This window comes from Salirhabdus salicampi (assembly GCF_024259515.1).
In the GTDB taxonomy this organism is placed as follows: domain Bacteria; phylum Bacillota; class Bacilli; order Bacillales; family Alkalibacillaceae; genus Salirhabdus_A; species Salirhabdus_A salicampi.
This window is the reverse complement of the sequence record NZ_JANBWE010000002.1, coordinates 46,360-64,563: the sequence shown is the minus strand read 5'-3', so window position 1 is coordinate 64,563 and position 18,204 is coordinate 46,360. Positions and strand designations below refer to the sequence as shown.

At 36.8% G+C, this 18,204-nt stretch carries 16 protein-coding genes; all 16 read left to right on the top strand.

All coding sequences use genetic code 11. The features are described from left to right. Positions 1 to 54: 54 nt before the first annotated feature. Entirely contained in the window at positions 55 to 450 is a 396-nt protein-coding gene (locus NLW78_RS06310; protein ID WP_254496170.1) for a thiol-disulfide oxidoreductase DCC family protein, read from the top strand. 122 nt (positions 451 to 572) lie between these two features. Then, positions 573 to 2,144 (top strand): tRNA (N6-isopentenyl adenosine(37)-C2)-methylthiotransferase MiaB, encoded by a 1,572-nt coding sequence (miaB, locus tag NLW78_RS06305; RefSeq protein ID WP_254496169.1) that lies wholly within the window; start codon positions 573 to 575, stop codon positions 2,142 to 2,144. A 1-nt stretch (position 2,145) separates the two neighbouring features. Further along, a complete protein-coding gene (locus NLW78_RS06300; RefSeq protein ID WP_254496168.1) occupies positions 2,146 to 2,571 on the top strand; it encodes a YlbF/YmcA family competence regulator in 426 nt (141 codons plus the stop codon). Between the two features lie 218 nt (positions 2,572 to 2,789). Continuing rightward, positions 2,790 to 3,347, top strand: coding sequence for an outer spore coat protein CotE (cotE, locus tag NLW78_RS06295; RefSeq protein ID WP_254496167.1), 558 nt, complete (start codon positions 2,790 to 2,792; stop codon positions 3,345 to 3,347). 111 nt (positions 3,348 to 3,458) lie between these two features. After that, positions 3,459 to 6,029, top strand: a complete 2,571-nt coding sequence (gene mutS, locus NLW78_RS06290) for a DNA mismatch repair protein MutS (RefSeq protein WP_254496166.1) — start codon at positions 3,459 to 3,461, stop codon at positions 6,027 to 6,029. Positions 6,030 to 6,046: 17 nt separating this feature from the next. Further along, complete coding sequence (mutL, locus tag NLW78_RS06285) at positions 6,047 to 7,912, top strand: DNA mismatch repair endonuclease MutL (protein ID WP_254496165.1); 1,866 nt, start codon at positions 6,047 to 6,049, stop codon at positions 7,910 to 7,912. A gap of 161 nt (positions 7,913 to 8,073) precedes the next feature. Then, positions 8,074 to 9,234 carry an MFS transporter gene (locus tag NLW78_RS06280; protein WP_254496164.1) on the top strand — a complete coding sequence of 387 codons (1,161 nt, stop codon included), beginning with the start codon at positions 8,074 to 8,076 and terminating at the stop codon, positions 9,232 to 9,234. Positions 9,235 to 9,310: 76 nt separating this feature from the next. Continuing rightward, the gene (gene miaA, locus NLW78_RS06275; RefSeq protein WP_254496163.1) at positions 9,311 to 10,255 is read left to right on the top strand and encodes a tRNA (adenosine(37)-N6)-dimethylallyltransferase MiaA; all 945 of its coding nucleotides are present in this window, start codon (positions 9,311 to 9,313) and stop codon (positions 10,253 to 10,255) included. 29 nt (positions 10,256 to 10,284) lie between these two features. Beyond that, complete coding sequence (gene hfq / locus NLW78_RS06270; RefSeq protein ID WP_254496162.1) at positions 10,285 to 10,509, top strand: RNA chaperone Hfq; 225 nt, start codon at positions 10,285 to 10,287, stop codon at positions 10,507 to 10,509. Positions 10,510 to 10,630: 121 nt separating this feature from the next. Continuing rightward, positions 10,631 to 11,557, top strand: coding sequence for an AAA family ATPase (locus tag NLW78_RS06265; protein ID WP_254496161.1), 927 nt, complete (start codon positions 10,631 to 10,633; stop codon positions 11,555 to 11,557). Between the two features lie 16 nt (positions 11,558 to 11,573). Further along, the gene (gene hflX, locus NLW78_RS06260) at positions 11,574 to 12,818 is read left to right on the top strand and encodes a GTPase HflX (protein ID WP_254496160.1); all 1,245 of its coding nucleotides are present in this window, start codon (positions 11,574 to 11,576) and stop codon (positions 12,816 to 12,818) included. Between the two features lie 7 nt (positions 12,819 to 12,825). Beyond that, complete coding sequence (locus tag NLW78_RS06255; protein ID WP_254496159.1) at positions 12,826 to 14,070, top strand: methionine gamma-lyase family protein; 1,245 nt, start codon at positions 12,826 to 12,828, stop codon at positions 14,068 to 14,070. A 138-nt stretch (positions 14,071 to 14,208) separates the two neighbouring features. Then, entirely contained in the window at positions 14,209 to 14,616 is a 408-nt protein-coding gene (locus NLW78_RS06250) for a MerR family transcriptional regulator (RefSeq protein ID WP_254496158.1), read from the top strand. 21 nt (positions 14,617 to 14,637) lie between these two features. After that, positions 14,638 to 15,975 carry a type I glutamate--ammonia ligase gene (glnA, locus tag NLW78_RS06245; protein WP_254496157.1) on the top strand — a complete coding sequence of 446 codons (1,338 nt, stop codon included), beginning with the start codon at positions 14,638 to 14,640 and terminating at the stop codon, positions 15,973 to 15,975. Positions 15,976 to 16,252: 277 nt separating this feature from the next. Continuing rightward, positions 16,253 to 17,308: an SDR family oxidoreductase gene (locus NLW78_RS06240; RefSeq protein WP_254496156.1), complete on the top strand. Its 1,056-nt coding sequence runs from the start codon at positions 16,253 to 16,255 to the stop codon at positions 17,306 to 17,308. Positions 17,309 to 17,334: 26 nt separating this feature from the next. Beyond that, positions 17,335 to 18,159 (top strand): alpha/beta fold hydrolase, encoded by an 825-nt coding sequence (locus tag NLW78_RS06235; RefSeq protein ID WP_254496155.1) that lies wholly within the window; start codon positions 17,335 to 17,337, stop codon positions 18,157 to 18,159. Positions 18,160 to 18,204: the final 45 nt, after the last annotated feature.

Here is an 18,204-nt window from a genome sequence, read left to right as displayed (position 1 = left end):
TCTAAGGTTAATAATAGTAACAACGGTAAAGGTGGAAAGGTGGGAGAACGGTTCATGAAGGAAGATTTAATTGTATTTTATGATAGCTGGTGCCCTCTATGCCAAAAAGCAAGGCAAAATATCGAAAAGTGGGACCAGCATAAACTTGTTCATTTTACAAGTTTTCGAGACGATGGGGTTATAGAGCGATATGGTCTAGGCGGGAAAGATGTAGTCGAACAAATTTATAGCATGGAACCGAAAACTAGTAAGGTCTATGCAGGAATTGAGACCATTTTACAGATTGCTAGAAGAGTTCCCCGTTACCGCATGCTGGCACCCATTCTTCATCTTTTTATTAAATTACGGGTGGGTCATATCGTTTATAGATGGATTGCGAAAAACCGAAACGTCGTACCTGTTGGAAAATGTGATGATAAGGGTTGTCCGGTTCACCATAAAGAGAAGTAGTTATTGCTTCTCAAGAGTAATATGAAAAATAGTGACGATATTATGAAACGATTTTCTTTTTTGGTTTATCCTTGCTATAATATTACAGTTAGATATGATACGAGAAGAAAGGAGCCTTCGCGATGAATGAACAACAACGGAAAGAAATGACGCAAATAAAACAAGGAAATCCAGCGGACGTAAAATCCGAAAAGGAAAACCTTGACCGATTAAAACAAAAATCATCTGAAGATTTTATGCAATACTTTCAAACGACATACCAACCACCGGATTTAAAGCAAGCAAAGAAGCGTGGAAAAGAAGAAGTAAAATATGAAGGTTACCAAATTCCTGACGATGTTAAAGGAATTGGTAAAGGGAAGAAATTTTTGATTCGTACTTACGGCTGTCAAATGAATGAACATGATACAGAAGTTATGTCTGGAATGCTAACGGAACTAGGTTATGAATCTACAACCGAGGCAAAAGAGGCTGATATTATTCTGTTAAACACTTGTGCAATTCGTGAAAATGCGGAGAATAAAGTGTTTGGAGAAATTGGTCACTTGAAGCCGTTAAAATTAGAGAATCCTAATTTAATTATTGGTGTATGTGGATGTATGTCCCAAGAGGAATCGGTAGTAAATCGAATTTTACAAAAGCACCAACACGTTGACTTAATTTTCGGTACACACAATATACACCGTTTACCACAACTCGTGAAAGAAGCGATGTTCGGAAAAGAAATGGTTGTAGAAGTATGGTCTAAGGAAGGTGACATTATTGAAAACCTTCCGAAAAAACGTGAAGGAAAGATAAAAGCATGGGTCAACATTATGTATGGATGCGACAAATTCTGTACGTACTGTATTGTTCCGTACACACGTGGTAAAGAAAGAAGTAGACGACCGGAAGATATTATTCAGGAGGTTCGTCACCTAGCTGCACAAGGATACCAAGAAGTTACCCTGCTTGGACAAAACGTAAATGCGTATGGAAAAGATTTTGACGATATGGAATATGGGCTTGGAGACTTAATGGATGAAATTCGTAAAATTGACATTCCACGTGTCCGTTTTACAACATCTCATCCGAGAGACTTCGATGATCGCCTAATTGAGGTCCTGGCTAAAGGTGGAAACTTAATGCCATATATTCACCTGCCGGTACAATCTGGTAACTCACAAGTACTAAAATTAATGGCACGGAAATATACACGTGAGCGTTTCTTAGAGCTTGTTCGCAAAATTAAAGAAGCTATCCCTGGAGTTGCTTTAACTACTGACATCATTGTGGGATTTCCAAATGAAACGGACGAACAGTTCGAAGACACAATGACACTTGTGGAGGAAGTTGGATTTGAAGGAGCATACACATTTATTTATTCTCCACGTGAAGGTACACCAGCTGCTAAAATGCAGGATAACGTACCAATGGATGTGAAGAAGCAACGTCTATATCGCTTAAATGAATTAGTGAATAAGCAATCTCGTGAAGCTTTGGAGAAGTTTAAAGGGGAAATTGTTGAAGTTCTTGTTGAAGGAGAAAGCAAGAATAATCCAGACGTGTTAGCAGGTTATACAAAAAAACAAAAGCTTGTAAACTTTAAAGGACCAAAATCTGCCATCGGAAAAATTGTAAAAGTGAAAGTGACAAACACAAAAACGTGGACACTTGATGGTGAAATGGTCGAAGAAGCAGTAGAGGTGAATTAATATGGGACAATATACAAGAAAACAAGTGGTCGAAGAAGCGGAAAAGCTTGCAAAAATGCTGGCCAACATTGAAGAAATTGATCGTTTTAAACAATTGGAAGAAAAGCTTAATGAAAATGAAAAAGTTCAAGGGTTAATTAAACGTATTAAAGCTTTACAAAAGCAGGCGGTTAACTTCCAGCATTATGGGAAGCATGAAGCGTTAAAAAAGGTGGAAGCAGAGTTAAACCGGCTTCAGGATGAGTTAGATAATATACCAGTAGTAGCGGAATTTAAAGACAGTCAGGTAATCATTAACGACATTTTACAAATGATTACAAATACGATTGCTAGAGAAGTGACAAATGAAGTAATCCGCTCAACTGGTGGAGACGTTCTTGGTGGAGAAACGGGTTCGGCTAAGCAGCATTCACCTTCCTGTCATTAAATCATACAAATGTTAAAAGCCTACATGCCATTTTTAAAAATGGATGTAGGTTTTTTGTTTTTTCCTAGCTTTGATGATACACACATCTATAGGCCAAAGCATAATATTTATTAGACGGATATCTCTACTAAATAGTTATTAAACTTTACTACATGATGCACTTCGGGCGTATGCCTTGAATAATATATCATGGAATTCATTTGGAGGAGGTAGCAACATTGTTTGATAAAAATTCTCGTCAAATCATTACAAAAGCCGTTTGCGGGAAAGGCAAAAAGTTTACGGAAGCTTCTCATACCGTAACTCCTTTACATCGTCCAACATCAATTTTGGGGTGTTGGGTTATCAATCATAAATACAGCGCGAAAAAAAGAGGGGACTTCGTAGAAGTATCAGGAAGTTACGATATTAATGTATGGTATTCTTACAGTGATAATACCAAAACAGAAGTTGTATCCGATAAAGTTACGTACACAGATAAAATTCCTCTCTTGATGAAAGATGAGCATTGTATTTCTGATGAATTAGATGTTATAGCAAAAGTGGTTCAACAACCAAACTGTATTGAGTGTGAAATTTCCAGCAATGGAAACCGAATTGTTTGTGAAATCGAAAGGGAATTCGTTGTAGAAGTAATTGGAGAAACAAAAATGTATGTTAAATTAGACCCACACGGAAAAGATCATGATGACTATGATTACGATCGTTTAGAAGCTGAATTAGCAGATTTAAACCCTGATGTTTCATCCAGCGAAGAAAGTAGTAGTGACCACTAATGACAAAGCCTGGCGTAATTGCCAGGTTTTTTTCTGTTTTTTCAGCAGAAAGATGACTGTGATATAATAATAGACGAAATAATAACCGTTAAGGGCTAGGTGAAATTTATAATGGCAAAGCGCACACCTATGATGGAGCAATATTTAAAAATAAAATCTCAATATAAAGAAGCATTTTTATTTTTCCGTTTAGGAGACTTTTATGAAATGTTTTTTGATGATGCTTTAAAAGCATCCCAAGAATTAGAAATAACATTAACAAGCCGAGATGGTGGAGATGAACGCATTCCGATGTGCGGTATACCTTATCACTCAGCCGAAAATTATATTAAGACATTGGTAAATAAAGGTTATAAAGTAGCTATTTGTGAACAAGTGGAAGACCCAAAACAAGCGAAAGGTGTCGTAAAGCGAGAAGTTGTACAATTGATAACTCCTGGTACGGTAATGGAAGGGAGCATGCTCGATGAACGGGAAAATAATTATATCGCCTCGTTATCGCCAGTCGCGGAAGGTCTTTTTGTTATTGCCTATAATGATTTATCAACTGGAGAAAATAGTGTAGCCAAAATAGACGATGGTATTCATGCGGTTATTAGTGAGTTATACAATCGCCCCGTAAAGGAGATTGTCGTACCTGCTAATATGAATGATCAAGAGGTAGAAACATTACAGACGAGACTTGATGTTACCATTTCTTATGAGGATGAAGTGGACATCCCTTCACAGTACTTACATTTAGTTAATTCGATTCAACAGCAGGAATTGATTAATGGGTTTGGTCGTTTGTTTCAATATATTTGGCGTACACAGAAACGTTCCTTAAGCCATCTTCAACCTGTTTCGTATATTGAATTGAAACAATATATGAAACTAGATATGTATTCGAAGCGAAATTTAGAGTTAATGGAAACGATTCGGAAACAAGGGAAAAAGGGATCGTTACTTTGGGTTTTAGATAGAACGGTTACAGCTATGGGTTCTCGTATGTTAAAAAAATGGTTAGATCGCCCATTGCTTTCTAAAAGTGCAATTGAAAAACGTCTCAACCAAGTTGAAGGATTAATGAATGGTTTCTTTGAACGAGAAGCATTACGTGAGGCACTACAGCAAGTCTATGATCTTGAAAGACTATCAGGTCGAGTATCTTTCGGGAACGTAAATGCACGAGATTTAATCCAATTGAAGAAGTCGTTAGCGAATGTGCCTATCATTAAAGAGACCCTGCAAAAGTTCCAGCAGGAGGAACTACAGGAACTCGGTGTAAACATTGATTCTTTACCTGAATTAAAGAAGCTTCTTGAAGATAGCATTCATGAGGATCCACCAATTTCTATTAAAGAAGGAGGCCTTATAAAATCTGGTTATAATGGTCGCCTAGATGATTACCGCTATGCTTCAAAAAATGGAAAACAGTGGATTGCACAGTTAGAACAGCAAGAAAAACATGCGACAGGTATCAAGTCATTAAAAATTGGCTATAATAAAGTGTTTGGCTATTACATTGAAGTAACAAAAGCAAACCTCCACTCACTACCTGAAGGTCGATATGAACGGAAGCAAACATTAAGTAATGCAGAACGATTCATTACACCTGAACTAAAAGAGAAAGAAGCTCTTATTATGGAGGCTGAAGAGAAAAGTGTGGAGTTGGAGTACGAATTATTTGTTGAAATTAGGGATCAAGTGAAAGAGTTTATTCCACAATTACAGCAACTTGCGCAAATTATTAGTGAAATAGATGTGCTGCAAAGCTTTGCTGAAGTAAGTGAGCAAAACCGGTATACGAAGCCGGAATTTACTAACTCACGAAATTTAAACATTGTAGAAGGGCGTCATCCAGTTGTTGAACAAGTGATGCAGGATGACACTTTTGTTCCGAACGATATTGTGATGAATGAGCACGTAGATATTATGCTCATAACGGGGCCTAATATGGCCGGGAAAAGTACGTACATGCGACAATTAGCTTTAACAGTGGTGATGGCGCAAGTGGGTTGTTTTGTACCATGCCAACGAGCTACTCTTCCAATCTTTGACCAAATTTTTACGCGAATTGGTGCAGCCGATGATCTTGTAGCCGGCCAAAGTACGTTTATGGTGGAAATGTTGGAAGCGAATAATGCAATTGCCAAAGCGACAGAGCGAAGTCTAATCTTACTTGATGAAATTGGGAGAGGTACAAGCACATATGATGGGATGTCCCTAGCACAAGCGATTGTAGAATATTTACATGATCGAGTTCATGCAAAAACGCTGTTTTCTACCCATTATCATGAGTTAACATCATTAGAAGATACATTAGAAAAATTACAAAATGTCCATGTAAAAGCTGAAGAGTATGAAGGCAAAGTCGTGTTCCTTCACAAAATTGAAAAAGGTGCAGCAGATGAAAGTTACGGCATACATGTTGCAAAATTGGCGAATATGCCTCCGGAATTAATTAACCGTGCGTATGAGGTATTACAACAGTTTGAACAAAAGGATACGCCCGAACAAGGTCAACCAAGTCAAAGTGAGCAATTTCAACTCGACTTGTTCCTTGACAGGGATAGAGGAAATGAGCCAGCTACAGAGCATCATGAAGTGATTAAGACGTTAAAGGAATTAAATTTACTAGAAATGACACCAATGGAAGCTATGAATCTTTTATATACATTGCAAAAGTCTGTTAAATCATGATGGAAGGAGGAAGCACAATGGGAAAAATTCAATTAATGGATGAACATTTAGCCAATAAAATTGCTGCAGGTGAAGTGGTAGAGCGACCTGCTTCCGTCGTGAAAGAATTAGTAGAAAATAGTATTGATGCGAACAGTAAGTGGATCAAAGTGGAATTACAAGAAGCAGGCTTATCAGTCATTAAAATTACAGACGATGGTGATGGCATGTCGGCGGATGACTGTGAGCGTGCCTTCTTTAGGCATGCAACAAGTAAAATAAAAACGGAAGAAGATTTATTCCGTGTTCGTTCACTAGGTTTTCGAGGAGAGGCGCTAGCGAGTATAGCATCCGTAAGTCGGCTAAAGTTAAGAACGTCAACAGGTCAATCGGCTGGAACAATGATTACATTGCATGGTGGAGAAGTACAGAAAAAGGATAAAAGTGACGCTAGAAAAGGGACAGAAATAGTCGTAGAAGATTTGTTTTATAATACACCAGCACGCTTAAAGTATATGAAAACGATACACACCGAACTAGGTCACATTACAGATGTATTATATCGAATGGCACTTTCCCACCCGAATATTCGGTTCGAGTGTATTCATAATGATAGAAAACTGTTTCAAACAAATGGAAATGGTAACTTACAACAAGTGATTGCCCAAATATACGGGGTAAATACAGCGCGTCAAATGTTACCTGTTCATAATGAAACTCTTGACTTTACAATTCAAGGATTTGTTGCCAAACCGGAAGTGACCAGATCAAATCGCAACTATATGTCTACGATTATTAATGGTAGATTTATTAAAAGTCACATTATTAATAAAGCAATATTACAAGCCTTCCATACGCTGTTGCCAATTGGGCGGTACCCGGTAACTGTTGTGAATATTGAAATGGACCCGGTGTTAGTTGATGTGAATGTACATCCTGCTAAATTAGAAGTCCGTTTTAGTAAGGAAAAGGAACTGTTCGATGCTATTGAACAGGGTGTGAAACAAACTTTGAAAAAGGAAATTCTCATCCCTGCAGGTACAGCAACAAGGAAACAAAAAGAAGAGGCATATCAGTCATCGATGACATTTTCGAATTCAACAGTAAGGCATCAACCAGACCGAAGCTTTTATGAGGTGCAAACGAGGGATGTTCCAGACGTAAAAGAGAAACAATCTTTTGTTCTCGATGATGTTGAAAAACAACATCACGGCCACTCCCGCAACATAGAAGAACAACCGAATGTGCCCGCACTAACTGATGAACCTATGTCCGAACAATTCGTGGAGGAAGAAAACGGTTTTACTCAAAATAAACAACCCCGTATTCCTGACCTTTATCCGATTGGACAACTACACGGGACCTACATTTTAGCCCAAAACGAAGATGGGTTGTACATTATTGACCAACACGCAGCACAAGAACGTATAAAATATGAATTTTTTCGGGAAAAGGTAGGCTATGTTGAGGAGGAACTGCAAGAGCTGCTCGTTCCGTTAACGTTTGAATTTTCTAAACAAGAAGCAATACTTGTTGAGCAATATATGGATGAATTACGGAAAGTCGGATTGTTCTTTGAACCGTTTGGAGATAACACATTTATCATTCGTTCACACCCTCAATGGTTACCGAAGGGGGAAGAAGAAGGACTTATCCGCGACATGGTTGAACAAGTTCTCGAATACCAAAAGATCGATCTAAAAAAGTTGCGGGAAGAGGCTGCCATTTTAATGGCGTGTAAACGTTCGATTAAAGCTAACCATTATTTGAAACATGAGGATATGGTGCAATTGTTGGACGATTTAAGAACGTGTTTCGATCCGTTTACATGTCCCCATGGACGCCCAATTATTGTATCGTTTTCTCAATATGAGTTAGAAAAAATGTTTAAACGTGTCATGTAGTAGGAATATTTCATATATATACGGTTAAAACATGCTATAATATAGAACGTAAAATCATAGTTAAGGCAAAACGAAACTTTAATTTCAATAGTGCTTGAGCCGATTTTATTACTCATTATGAGGTGAAATCGGTTCTTTCTTTTACGGATGGAGGAGACATCTTGAAAACAACATGGGCAATTAGCATCTTTTATTTTTTTGTATTTTTTAGTTTCGGCGGTCTATTTTCCTTATTAACATTATATTTAAAAAATGAGGCACTCCTAACAGGAGGGCAAATTGGCACAATTATGTCTGTTGGGCCGATTATTATGATTATTTCTCAACCGTTTTGGGGGATCATCTGTGACTATACTCGGAAACCCAAACTCGTTTTAACGATTACTGTTTTTTTAACTGGCATATGTGGTTTGGCCTACCTGATTAATACGAGTTATATTTGGATATTCATTGTGGCCATTTCAGTGGCTTTTTTCCAGAGTGCGATTGTGCCTATATCCGATAGTTTAGTTACGAGTTTTGTGCATCAACATCAATCTACAAGTTATGGAACTCTACGATTGTGGGGGGCAGTAGGATTCTCTGTCTCTGTATTAGTCGTTGGGAAAATTTCCGAACTTTTCGGTTCCGTTTATATTTTCTTGATTTTTGCGCTGGCACTAACGATAGCGACGTATTTCGCTTATCAAATACCTCAGCAAAAAGAATCGTACATTGGGGCTAAGTTAAGTACAGGATTGAAAAAATTAATTACTGTCCCTCATTACATTTTATTTTTATTTGTGACGTTTTTTGTGTTCGGACCAATCTATGCTAACAATTTCTATTTTAGTTTATTTTTTGAATCTCTCGGTGCAACAATGGCTGGTATTGGAATTGCATTTTTATTAATGGCGGGAAGTGAAGTGCCATTTATGCGATATGCGGATGCATTCATTCACAAGGCTGGTATTATTAAAATCATTCTTTTAGCTGCCATAGTATCTGGGCTAAGGTGGTATTTATACTTTATTGAACCACCACAATGGGTTGTGTTTGCGACAGCAGTAATGCAAGGATTTTCAATAGGTTTATTTATTCCAGCGGCACTTCAATATGTAAAAATGATATCACCGAAAAGTGTCCAAGTTACCGCTGTTTCATTTTACTCAGCAGCAGGAAACGGACTTGGTTGTTGGTTTTGTTCGATTTTAGGTGGAATCATTATGGATGTTTATAACATTTATATAACGTATTTGTTTTATGGATTATTAACAACAATTGGGGTTATTTGTGTATTGTTTTTACCGAAACTTGAAATGAAACATAGAAATTTTGCATAATATAGAAAATCATGTATAATAAAAATTCAAATTGACCATAGTAAACATAATGTAGTGTGTGTAGGAGATTAACATAATGAAGATTCCAGTTGTAGCAGTTGTAGGTCCTACAGCTGTTGGTAAAACGAAATTAAGTATTGAAATAGCAAAAAGGTTTCATGGTGAGGTCATTAGTGGGGATTCCATGCAAATTTACAAAGGTCTTGACATTGGAACGGCGAAAGTGAAGCCCGAAGAAATGGAAGGAATTCCACACTACATGATTGATATCCTTGAACCGAGTGAGTCATTTTCGGTCGCTTCTTTTCAACTCATGGTCCAAAATTATATTAAGGACATTAATGAGCGGGATAAGCTTCCGATAATTGCAGGTGGAACTGGACTATACATTCAATCAGTATTATACGACTTTCAATTTTCAGAAGAGAAAAGAGATGAAAGTTTCACCGAAAAACTGGAAGAAGAGTTAGAAGAAAAGGGAATTGACCATATACATAGACGTTTAGCTAAAGTGGATCCTGAACAAGCAAGAAAAATCCACCCTAACAATGTACGTCGTGTTATTCGGGCCCTTGAAATATACGAAAAAACCGGAATGACAATGTCAGAATTACATGAGCATCAAAAACAAAATTCTCCATACACCCCTATTTTAATTGGTTTACAAATGGAGCGTGAAGAGTTGTATAATCGGATTAATCGTCGGGTAGATAGTATGATGGAAGAGGGGCTTCTACAAGAAGTGGAGAGGCTTTATGATCAAGGGTTACATAATGTACAATCAATGCAAGGTATCGGGTATAAAGAGTTTATCCCTTATTTCGAAGGAAAGATTCCATTACAGGAAGCTGTCGATACGTTAAAAAGAAATTCCCGTCGCTATGCAAAGCGGCAATATACATATTTTCGTAATAAAATGAACATCCATTGGTACCCTATTTCAGAACAAACGGCTCATAAAACTTTTTCAACAATTTTGCAAGATTTAGAAGGATTGCTAGGAAAAATCACGAAATACTGAATAATAGATAGAATAGAGGAGGAAATGACATGGGACAGTCTGTAAATATTCAAGACCAATTTTTAAATCAAATACGAAAGAATAAGGTACAAGTAACGGTTTTCTTAACGAATGGATTTCAACTGCGCGGTCTTGTGAAATCATTCGATAATTTTACTGTATTGCTTGAGACAGATGGTAAGCAACAGCTTATTTTTAAACATGCAATTTCAACGTTTGCACCATCCCAAAACATTACACTTGATAAAGAATAATGAGTTAAACTGCGGATGCCTTAGCATCCGTTTTTTAATGAATCAGCTGTCTGCTATAGGCGTTTGTCACGTTCTCCCTATTTACTACGTATAGTATGGGTAGAGATAAGGGGTGAAAAACATGGATTTACAAACGCGAAAAAAAGGGCAGATCAACATCATATTGCAGGAACAGGATCGGCAACATCATGAAGAGAAATCTGTTTCCACTGACCTGAATCGGGAAAAAGACTTTGCTTTTATTGATGAAGCGTTTGCTTCGTTCATTGGCCTTGACCCGTTAAAACATACAATAAAAGAAATTTACGCAAATGTAATGATAAATCGAAAACGTAAGGAAGCTGGTTTAAAGACTGAACATCAAATGCTTCACATGTTATTTAAAGGAAATCCTGGAACAGGTAAAACGACCATTGCTCGCAAAATTGCGAGCTTATTTCACCAGATGAATTTGTTATCTAAAGGACACTTCATTGAGGCGGAGCGTGCCGATCTCGTTGGTGAATATATAGGTCATACCGCTCAAAAAACACGTGACTTAATCCAAAAGGCTTTAGGTGGAGTATTATTTATAGACGAAGCATACTCTTTAGCTCGAGGCGGAGATAAAGATTTCGGAAAAGAAGCCATTGATACACTTGTCAAACATATGGAAGATCACCATCAAGATTTCGTGCTGATCCTTGCTGGTTATCCGGAGGAAATGGAACGGTTCTTATATTTGAATCCAGGATTAAAATCACGTTTCCCAATTATTGTAGATTTCCGTGATTATACTGTTGATGAGTTAATGAAAATTGCACACATTATTACTGAACAAAAACAATATCGGCTATCTAATGAAGCTAAAGCAAAATTGCGTAACCATTTATGGGAAATGAAAACTAGTTATGTTTCTGACTTCTCAAATGGTAGGTACGTCCGAAATGTAATTGAGCAATCAATTCGACGTCAAGCATTACGTGTAGTAGCGATGAAGAAATACTCAGTATCTGATTTAACTTATATTACAAGAGACGATTTAATCTTTTCAGAAACGAAAACGTAATTGAAGGAGTAGAAGTATGGAGAACAAGGAACGTGTACTTTTAGCAGCCTGCCTTATTAAAGGTAAAAACGAAGATCAATTTGAAACATCAGTTCAAGAATTGCATGAACTTACGAATACAGCCAAAGGCCATGTTGTGAAAACCGTCACTCAAAAACGGTCAAGAATTCACCCAGCTATTTATTTTGGCGAAGGAAAAATTGAGGAGATTAAGGCGGATGTTGATGCCTTAAATATTGACGTTGTTGTATTCAATGATGAACTTTCACCTGGTCAATTAAAGAATTTAACAGATCATTTACAAGTACGCGTTATTGATAGAACGCAATTAATATTAGATATTTTTGCTCAACGAGCGAATACAAGAGAAGGGAAGTTGCAAGTTGAGTTAGCGCAAATGCAATATTTATTAACACGTTTACACGGGAAAGGAGCGGAACTTTCCCGTTTAGGTGGGGGAATTGGTACAAGAGGTCCTGGTGAAACGAAGTTGGAAACAGATCGTCGACATATTCAAAGGCGTATTACAGAAATCAAACGTCACCTTGCGAATGTAGTGAATCAACGAGGACACTATCGTAAACGAAGAAAAGATAATCAAGTATTTCAAATTGCGCTTGTAGGGTATACCAATTCAGGAAAATCTACGATTTTTAATCGTTTAACGAGCAGTGAGACATTAGAGGAAGATCAGCTATTTGCTACATTAGATCCATTAACAAGACAAATACAACTTCCGGGTGGTTTTTCAGCAATTATTTCTGATACAGTTGGTTTCATCCAAGATCTTCCTACTACACTCGTAGCGGCCTTTCGTTCGACATTAGAGGAAGTGTCAGAGGCGGATTTTATTTTACATGTTGTAGATGGTTCGAATCCAAATTATCATCAACATGAGAAGACGGTGAATCAATTATTAAGAGAACTTAACGCAGATCAAATTCCGACTTTAACGGTGTACAATAAAGAGGATAAAATGATTGATTTTGTCCCGAATTCTTATCCGTTTATTAAAATTAGTGCATTAAATGAGCATGACATTGATCGATTACAAACAGAAATTGAAAAAGTCATTCAAACACAATGGAAATATTATCAGAAAAAGGTAAATCCGGATGAGGGAAGATTATTAAACCAACTACAAAACGAAACAATTGTTATTGGTCAAACTTTTGATGAACATGAAAACACGTTTGTATTGGAAGGGTATGTGAACCCAAACCACCCTGTTTATCAATTCATTCACGAAAAGGAGCAATAAATTAAGCATGGACTATACCTATGAACAATTAGCAGAACAAATCGAAACAATGGTTGCAGAACAGCATCAATATGTAAAAAGAATTGTAGAATATAACCAACATAAAGTGTTGCAGGCATTTCAACAAAATAAGGTGAGCGACACCCATTTTCAACAATCCACTGGTTATGGTTACGATGATTTGGGTAGAGATGTCTTGGAGAAAGTATACGCGGATATATTTCGGACTGAAGATGCACTCGTACGACCGCAAATTGTATCTGGAACCCATGCCATTTCCACATCACTTTATGGAGTTTTGCGTCCTGGCGATGAGTTGTTGTATATGACGGGAAAGCCATATGATACTTTACAAAAAATTGTAGGTAATGATAGTACCGATACTGGTTCATTATATGATTATAATATCTCATATAAAGAAGCTACCTTGAAAGAAAATGGCTCCGTTGATTTTGAATCGGTACAAAAACTGATATCCAATCGGACGAAGGTAATTGGCATTCAACGTTCGAAAGGATATGATAACAGGCCATCTTATTCAGTAGACGAAATAAAAGAAATGATACGTTTTGTAAAAGAAATCTCCCCCCATTGCATAATTTTTGTTGATAACTGTTATGGAGAATTTACCGAAAAATTAGAGCCAACAGATGTTGGTGCAGATTTAATGGCAGGTTCTTTAATCAAGAACCCCGGTGGAGGAATAGCGAAAATAGGTGGTTACATTGTTGGTCGTAAAGACTTAATCGAACTATGTGCGAACCGGTTAACGTCCCCAGGTTTAGGGAAAGAGGTAGGTGCTTCATTAAATCAACTTCAGGATATGTATCAAGGATTATTTTTAGCTCCCCATGTAGTAGGAGAAGCATTAAAAGGTGCAATCTTTACTGCATGTATGCTAGAACGATTAGGTTATCATACGAACCCGTCCTATAGCGATAAGAGAACGGATTTAATTCAGTCTGTAACCTTTCATGATCCTGAATCAATGATCCAATTTTGTCAGGCTATTCAAAAAGCTTCGCCGGTTAACTCACACGTTTGTCCATATCCTAGTGATATGCCGGGATATGACCATGAAGTTATTATGGCTGCAGGTACATTTATCCAAGGTGCAAGTCTAGAACTTACTGCCGATGGTCCGATTCGTCCACCGTATACCGCATATGTTCAAGGGGGATTAACGTACGAACATGTAAAAATTGCAGTTATTTCGGCGCTGAAATCCATTAGGCCAATCAAACATGTTTAAAAATTCACTCAGAAGGAACAGTAAAATCAAACTGTTCTTTCTTTTTTATCAATTAATGTTAACTTTCCTAACATGTGTTGACAGAAAGTGAGACATTATATATAATGTGAATATAGTAAAGATTTGGGGGTGTTACAAATGAGTGATGAAGGTCGTCGCTCAATGCCTCTCTTTCCAATTAGCATCGTGATTTCATTAACTGAGCTCACAGCAAGACAGATACGGTATTATGAAGAACACGAGCTTATTAAACCAGCAAGAACGAAAGGTAATCGCAGGCTTTTTTCTTTCAATGATGTCGATCGATTACTTGAGATCAAAGATTTAATCGACAAAGGGGTAAACTTAGCTGGTATTAAAGCGATGTTTGAAATGAAAGAGAAGCAAAACAGTGTGGCACAACAAAAAGAAGAAGTGATTGTAGAAGAACGAAGAGATCTATCCGACAAAGAGTTAAGAGAAATGTTGCGGAAAGACTTAATGCAAGCTGGCAAACATAATAAAACTTCGTTAATCCAGGGAGAGTTATCACGATTCTTCCATTAAAACACATAGGAGGATTATAAAATGGGGACAAAATTTACTAAAGAGGAAGTAAAAAACCGAATTCAGGAGGAGAATGTAAAGTTTATTCGTCTACAATTCACTGATTTATTAGGAACCATTAAAAACGTGGAAATTCCATTAAGTCAGTTAGACAAAGCACTAGACAATCAAATGATGTTTGATGGTTCTTCTATCGAAGGATTTGTACGTATTGAAGAATCAGATATGTACTTATATCCGGATCTTGATACATTTGTTATTTTTCCTTGGACATCTGAGAAAGGGAAAGTAGCACGATTCATTTGTGACATTTATAATCCAGATGGTACTCCATTTGAAGGTTGCCCACGTTATAACTTAAAGAAAAACTTGAAGAAAATGGAAGAGCTTGGCTTTAGCAAATTCAACATTGGAACAGAACCTGAATTTTTCCTCTTCACATTAGATGAGCGTGGCGAACCAACGATGGAATTAAACGATAAAGGTGGATACTTTGACTTAGCTCCTACTGACCTTGGGGAAAACTGCCGCCGTGACATCGTGCTTGAATTAGAGGAAATGGGTTTTGAAATTGAAGCTTCTCACCACGAAGTTGCACCTGGTCAACATGAAATTGACTTTAAATACGCTGATGCACTTAAACATTGTGATGACATTCAAACGTTCAAATTAGTTGTTAAAACAATTGCTCGTAAGCATGGTCTTCATGCAACATTTATGCCGAAGCCACTATTTGGCGTAAACGGTTCTGGAATGCACGCTAACATGTCATTATTTAAAAATGGTGAAAATGCCTTTTTTGATCCAAATGGAGAAGAGCAATTAAGTAACTCTGCATATAAGTTTATTGCTGGTATTATTAAACACGCAACAAGCTTTACAGCTGTGACAAACCCAACTGTTAACTCATACAAACGTTTAGTACCAGGTTACGAAGCACCATGTTATGTTGCTTGGTCTGGTCGTAACAGAAGTCCATTAATTCGTATTCCTTCATCTAGAGGAGTAGGTACACGAATTGAAGTTCGTAGTGTAGACCCTGCAGCTAATCCTTATTTAGCAATATCCGTTATGCTAGCAGCAGGACTAGATGGAATTGAAAATAATCTTGATGCACCAACTCCTGTTGATCGTAACATTTATGTAATGGATAAAGCAGAGAGAGAAAGAAATGGAATTCAAGATTTACCAGCGACATTATATGATGCACTTCAATTGCTAAAACAAGATCCAGTTCTTGTTAATGCACTTGGTGAACACTTATTTGAACACTTTATAGAAGCAAAAGAAATTGAGTGGGATATGTTCCGTACACAAGTACACCCTTGGGAACGTGAACAATATATTCAACAGTATTAAGTAAAAAAAATCCTTGGCGTACATTGCGCCAAGGATTTTTTTATTGGAAGTTGTGTCAATTTAGAAGTTTACTATGTCAACTCTCTCCCGAAATTACGAACGTTTTAAAAGTCACCTTTCTTCGAGCCTCTCATGAAGATATTCGAATACGGCAGCAATGATTCCAAACTATTTGTTTCCATTAATTTTAGTTAGACAAACGGTATGCACACTGATAGTATTGATGTTATAAGAGGATGGACTATCTCAACTATGAATTCTACTAAGGAGATCACCAATGAATATTTTACTAACTGGAGCTACAGGATTTGTTGGCAAAATACTAACGAAAAGATTACTTGAAAATGGACATCATGTCTTTGCTGTTATTCGGAACGAGAAAAAAGGAGAAAAGTTAATCTCATCTATATCGCCAAAATTACGTAACAATTTATTCATTTTACAAGGTGATATATCAGACGATAATCTAGGTATTTCTGAAGAACTTACAAGCTTATTAAGAGACAAAATTGATACCGTTTACCATAGTGCTGCGTATTTATCATTTGATCAAAATGATAGAGAAAAAACCTTTAATATTAATGTCAATGGTACACGAAGATTATTGGAATTTAGTAAAAAAATTAACATAAAAAAATTCTTTTATGTAAGTACGGCTTACACATTAGGAGAAGATGAATTTGCATTAGAGGAATTACACCCGCTTCATAAAACATTTGTAAACTATTATGAGGAAAGTAAATGCCATGCTGAACATCTTGCTTTTGAATATCGGAATGCTTTTTCTGTCAGTATCTTTAGACCAGCTATTATCATTGGTGATTCGAATACGGGTGAGGCGGATACAAGTTTTGGACTTTATGGCATTATAAAAAGTTTTGAGTTACTAAAACGTAGAATCGAAAAAAGAGAAAGATTGCAACATAATAAGTTTCATTTTTTATGTGACCCTGACACTACTCAAAACCTGGTTCCGGTCAATTATGTAGTCGATATATTAAGTTCAGCAATAGTCCATGCGAAAAGGGACAAGATATACCATATTACGAACCCGAACCCACCGACTAACCAGTTAATTTCTGATCTAGTTCAAGCATATTTAGGTTTTAATAACGTAGAGCTTTCAACCGATTTGAATAGAGAGATGACCAAAGAAGAAATGCTTTTTAATGAACCGCTCAAAATCTTTCATAATTATATGCAAAGAAACATTACATTCGTCAATGCAAATACAAAAGAATTATTGAAGAGCAGTAACCAGAGTGAATTATATATGGATCAACCGATGCTCAAGCGTATTATTGCAAAGGGAAATCAGTTTTCTTATGCCTAAAAACAGCTAAGAATTATGGGGTTACAATGGAAAAAGAAAAACAAAATCTATTAAACTATCACATTTACAGGAAAAGTGTACATTCAGATTGGATTGTCTTCGTTCATGGTATTGGGGGCAACCATAAAATCTTTTATAAACAAATCGATGAAATGAAGGAGCACTATAACTTAGTGCTCCTTGATTTACCGGGTCATGGTGTATCTGCTGACTTTCACCATGACGATGATACCCTCTCTTTAACATGCCAGTTAATTGTGGAACTTTTAAATACATTAAATATTAAAAGAGCACATTTTATAGGGGTATCATTAGGGACGATTATTCTGCAGTATATGGCAATGCAATGTCCCGACAGGTTTAAATCAATGGTATTAGCAGGAAGTGTGGGAAAATGGCTGAAGTGGGGAGAGATGGTAGGAAGGCTGTCATTGTCCACACCTATTCGAAAACTACTACCTTATATGGTTCCCTATGTTTTATTTGCTCATATTGTCATGCCGAAAAACAATCATAAGAAGTCTAGAGATATTTTTATCCGTGAAGCGCAAAAATTAGGTGCTGCCTCATATATTCGATGGGCTAAAGTTGCTAGGGACTCTGTTTATATATATAGCCGCCTTAATGAACAAAAAAATCGTATACCTAAATTATATATTTCTGGAGCGGAAGACTACATGTTCTTAAAAGGGATTAAACGTCATGTAGCAAATGAGGATTTTTCGAAGTTATATACGATTAATCAATGTGGCCATGTTTGTAATATTGAAAAGTATGAAGAGTTTAATGAGGTCAGCCTAAATTTTTTGAAGGAAAACACTATATTTACAAAAGATATTTCAGCACTATAATCGGCATATTTATGTTGGAAAAATCCCATTCCCCCTTTAATCCAA

What these genes read in the sequence shown, in the direction of transcription:
- NLW78_RS06310 (WP_254496170.1), top strand. Translation starts at nt 55, where the DNA reads ATGAAGGAAGATTTAATTGTATTTTATGATAGCTGGTGCCCTCTATGC.
- mutS (WP_254496166.1), top strand. Translation starts at nt 3,459, where the DNA reads ATGGCAAAGCGCACACCTATGATGGAGCAATATTTAAAAATAAAATCT.
- hflX (WP_254496160.1), top strand. Translation starts at nt 11,574, where the DNA reads ATGGAGAACAAGGAACGTGTACTTTTAGCAGCCTGCCTTATTAAAGGT.
- NLW78_RS06250 (WP_254496158.1), top strand. Translation starts at nt 14,209, where the DNA reads ATGAGTGATGAAGGTCGTCGCTCAATGCCTCTCTTTCCAATTAGCATC.
- glnA (WP_254496157.1), top strand. Translation starts at nt 14,638, where the DNA reads ATGGGGACAAAATTTACTAAAGAGGAAGTAAAAAACCGAATTCAGGAG.
- mutL (WP_254496165.1), top strand. Translation starts at nt 6,047, where the DNA reads ATGGGAAAAATTCAATTAATGGATGAACATTTAGCCAATAAAATTGCT.
- hfq (WP_254496162.1), top strand. Translation starts at nt 10,285, where the DNA reads ATGGGACAGTCTGTAAATATTCAAGACCAATTTTTAAATCAAATACGA.
- miaA (WP_254496163.1), top strand. Translation starts at nt 9,311, where the DNA reads ATGAAGATTCCAGTTGTAGCAGTTGTAGGTCCTACAGCTGTTGGTAAA.
- NLW78_RS06240 (WP_254496156.1), top strand. Translation starts at nt 16,253, where the DNA reads ATGAATATTTTACTAACTGGAGCTACAGGATTTGTTGGCAAAATACTA.
- NLW78_RS06265 (WP_254496161.1), top strand. Translation starts at nt 10,631, where the DNA reads ATGGATTTACAAACGCGAAAAAAAGGGCAGATCAACATCATATTGCAG.
- NLW78_RS06300 (WP_254496168.1), top strand. Translation starts at nt 2,146, where the DNA reads ATGGGACAATATACAAGAAAACAAGTGGTCGAAGAAGCGGAAAAGCTT.
- miaB (WP_254496169.1), top strand. Translation starts at nt 573, where the DNA reads ATGAATGAACAACAACGGAAAGAAATGACGCAAATAAAACAAGGAAAT.
- NLW78_RS06255 (WP_254496159.1), top strand. Translation starts at nt 12,826, where the DNA reads ATGGACTATACCTATGAACAATTAGCAGAACAAATCGAAACAATGGTT.
- NLW78_RS06235 (WP_254496155.1), top strand. Translation starts at nt 17,335, where the DNA reads ATGGAAAAAGAAAAACAAAATCTATTAAACTATCACATTTACAGGAAA.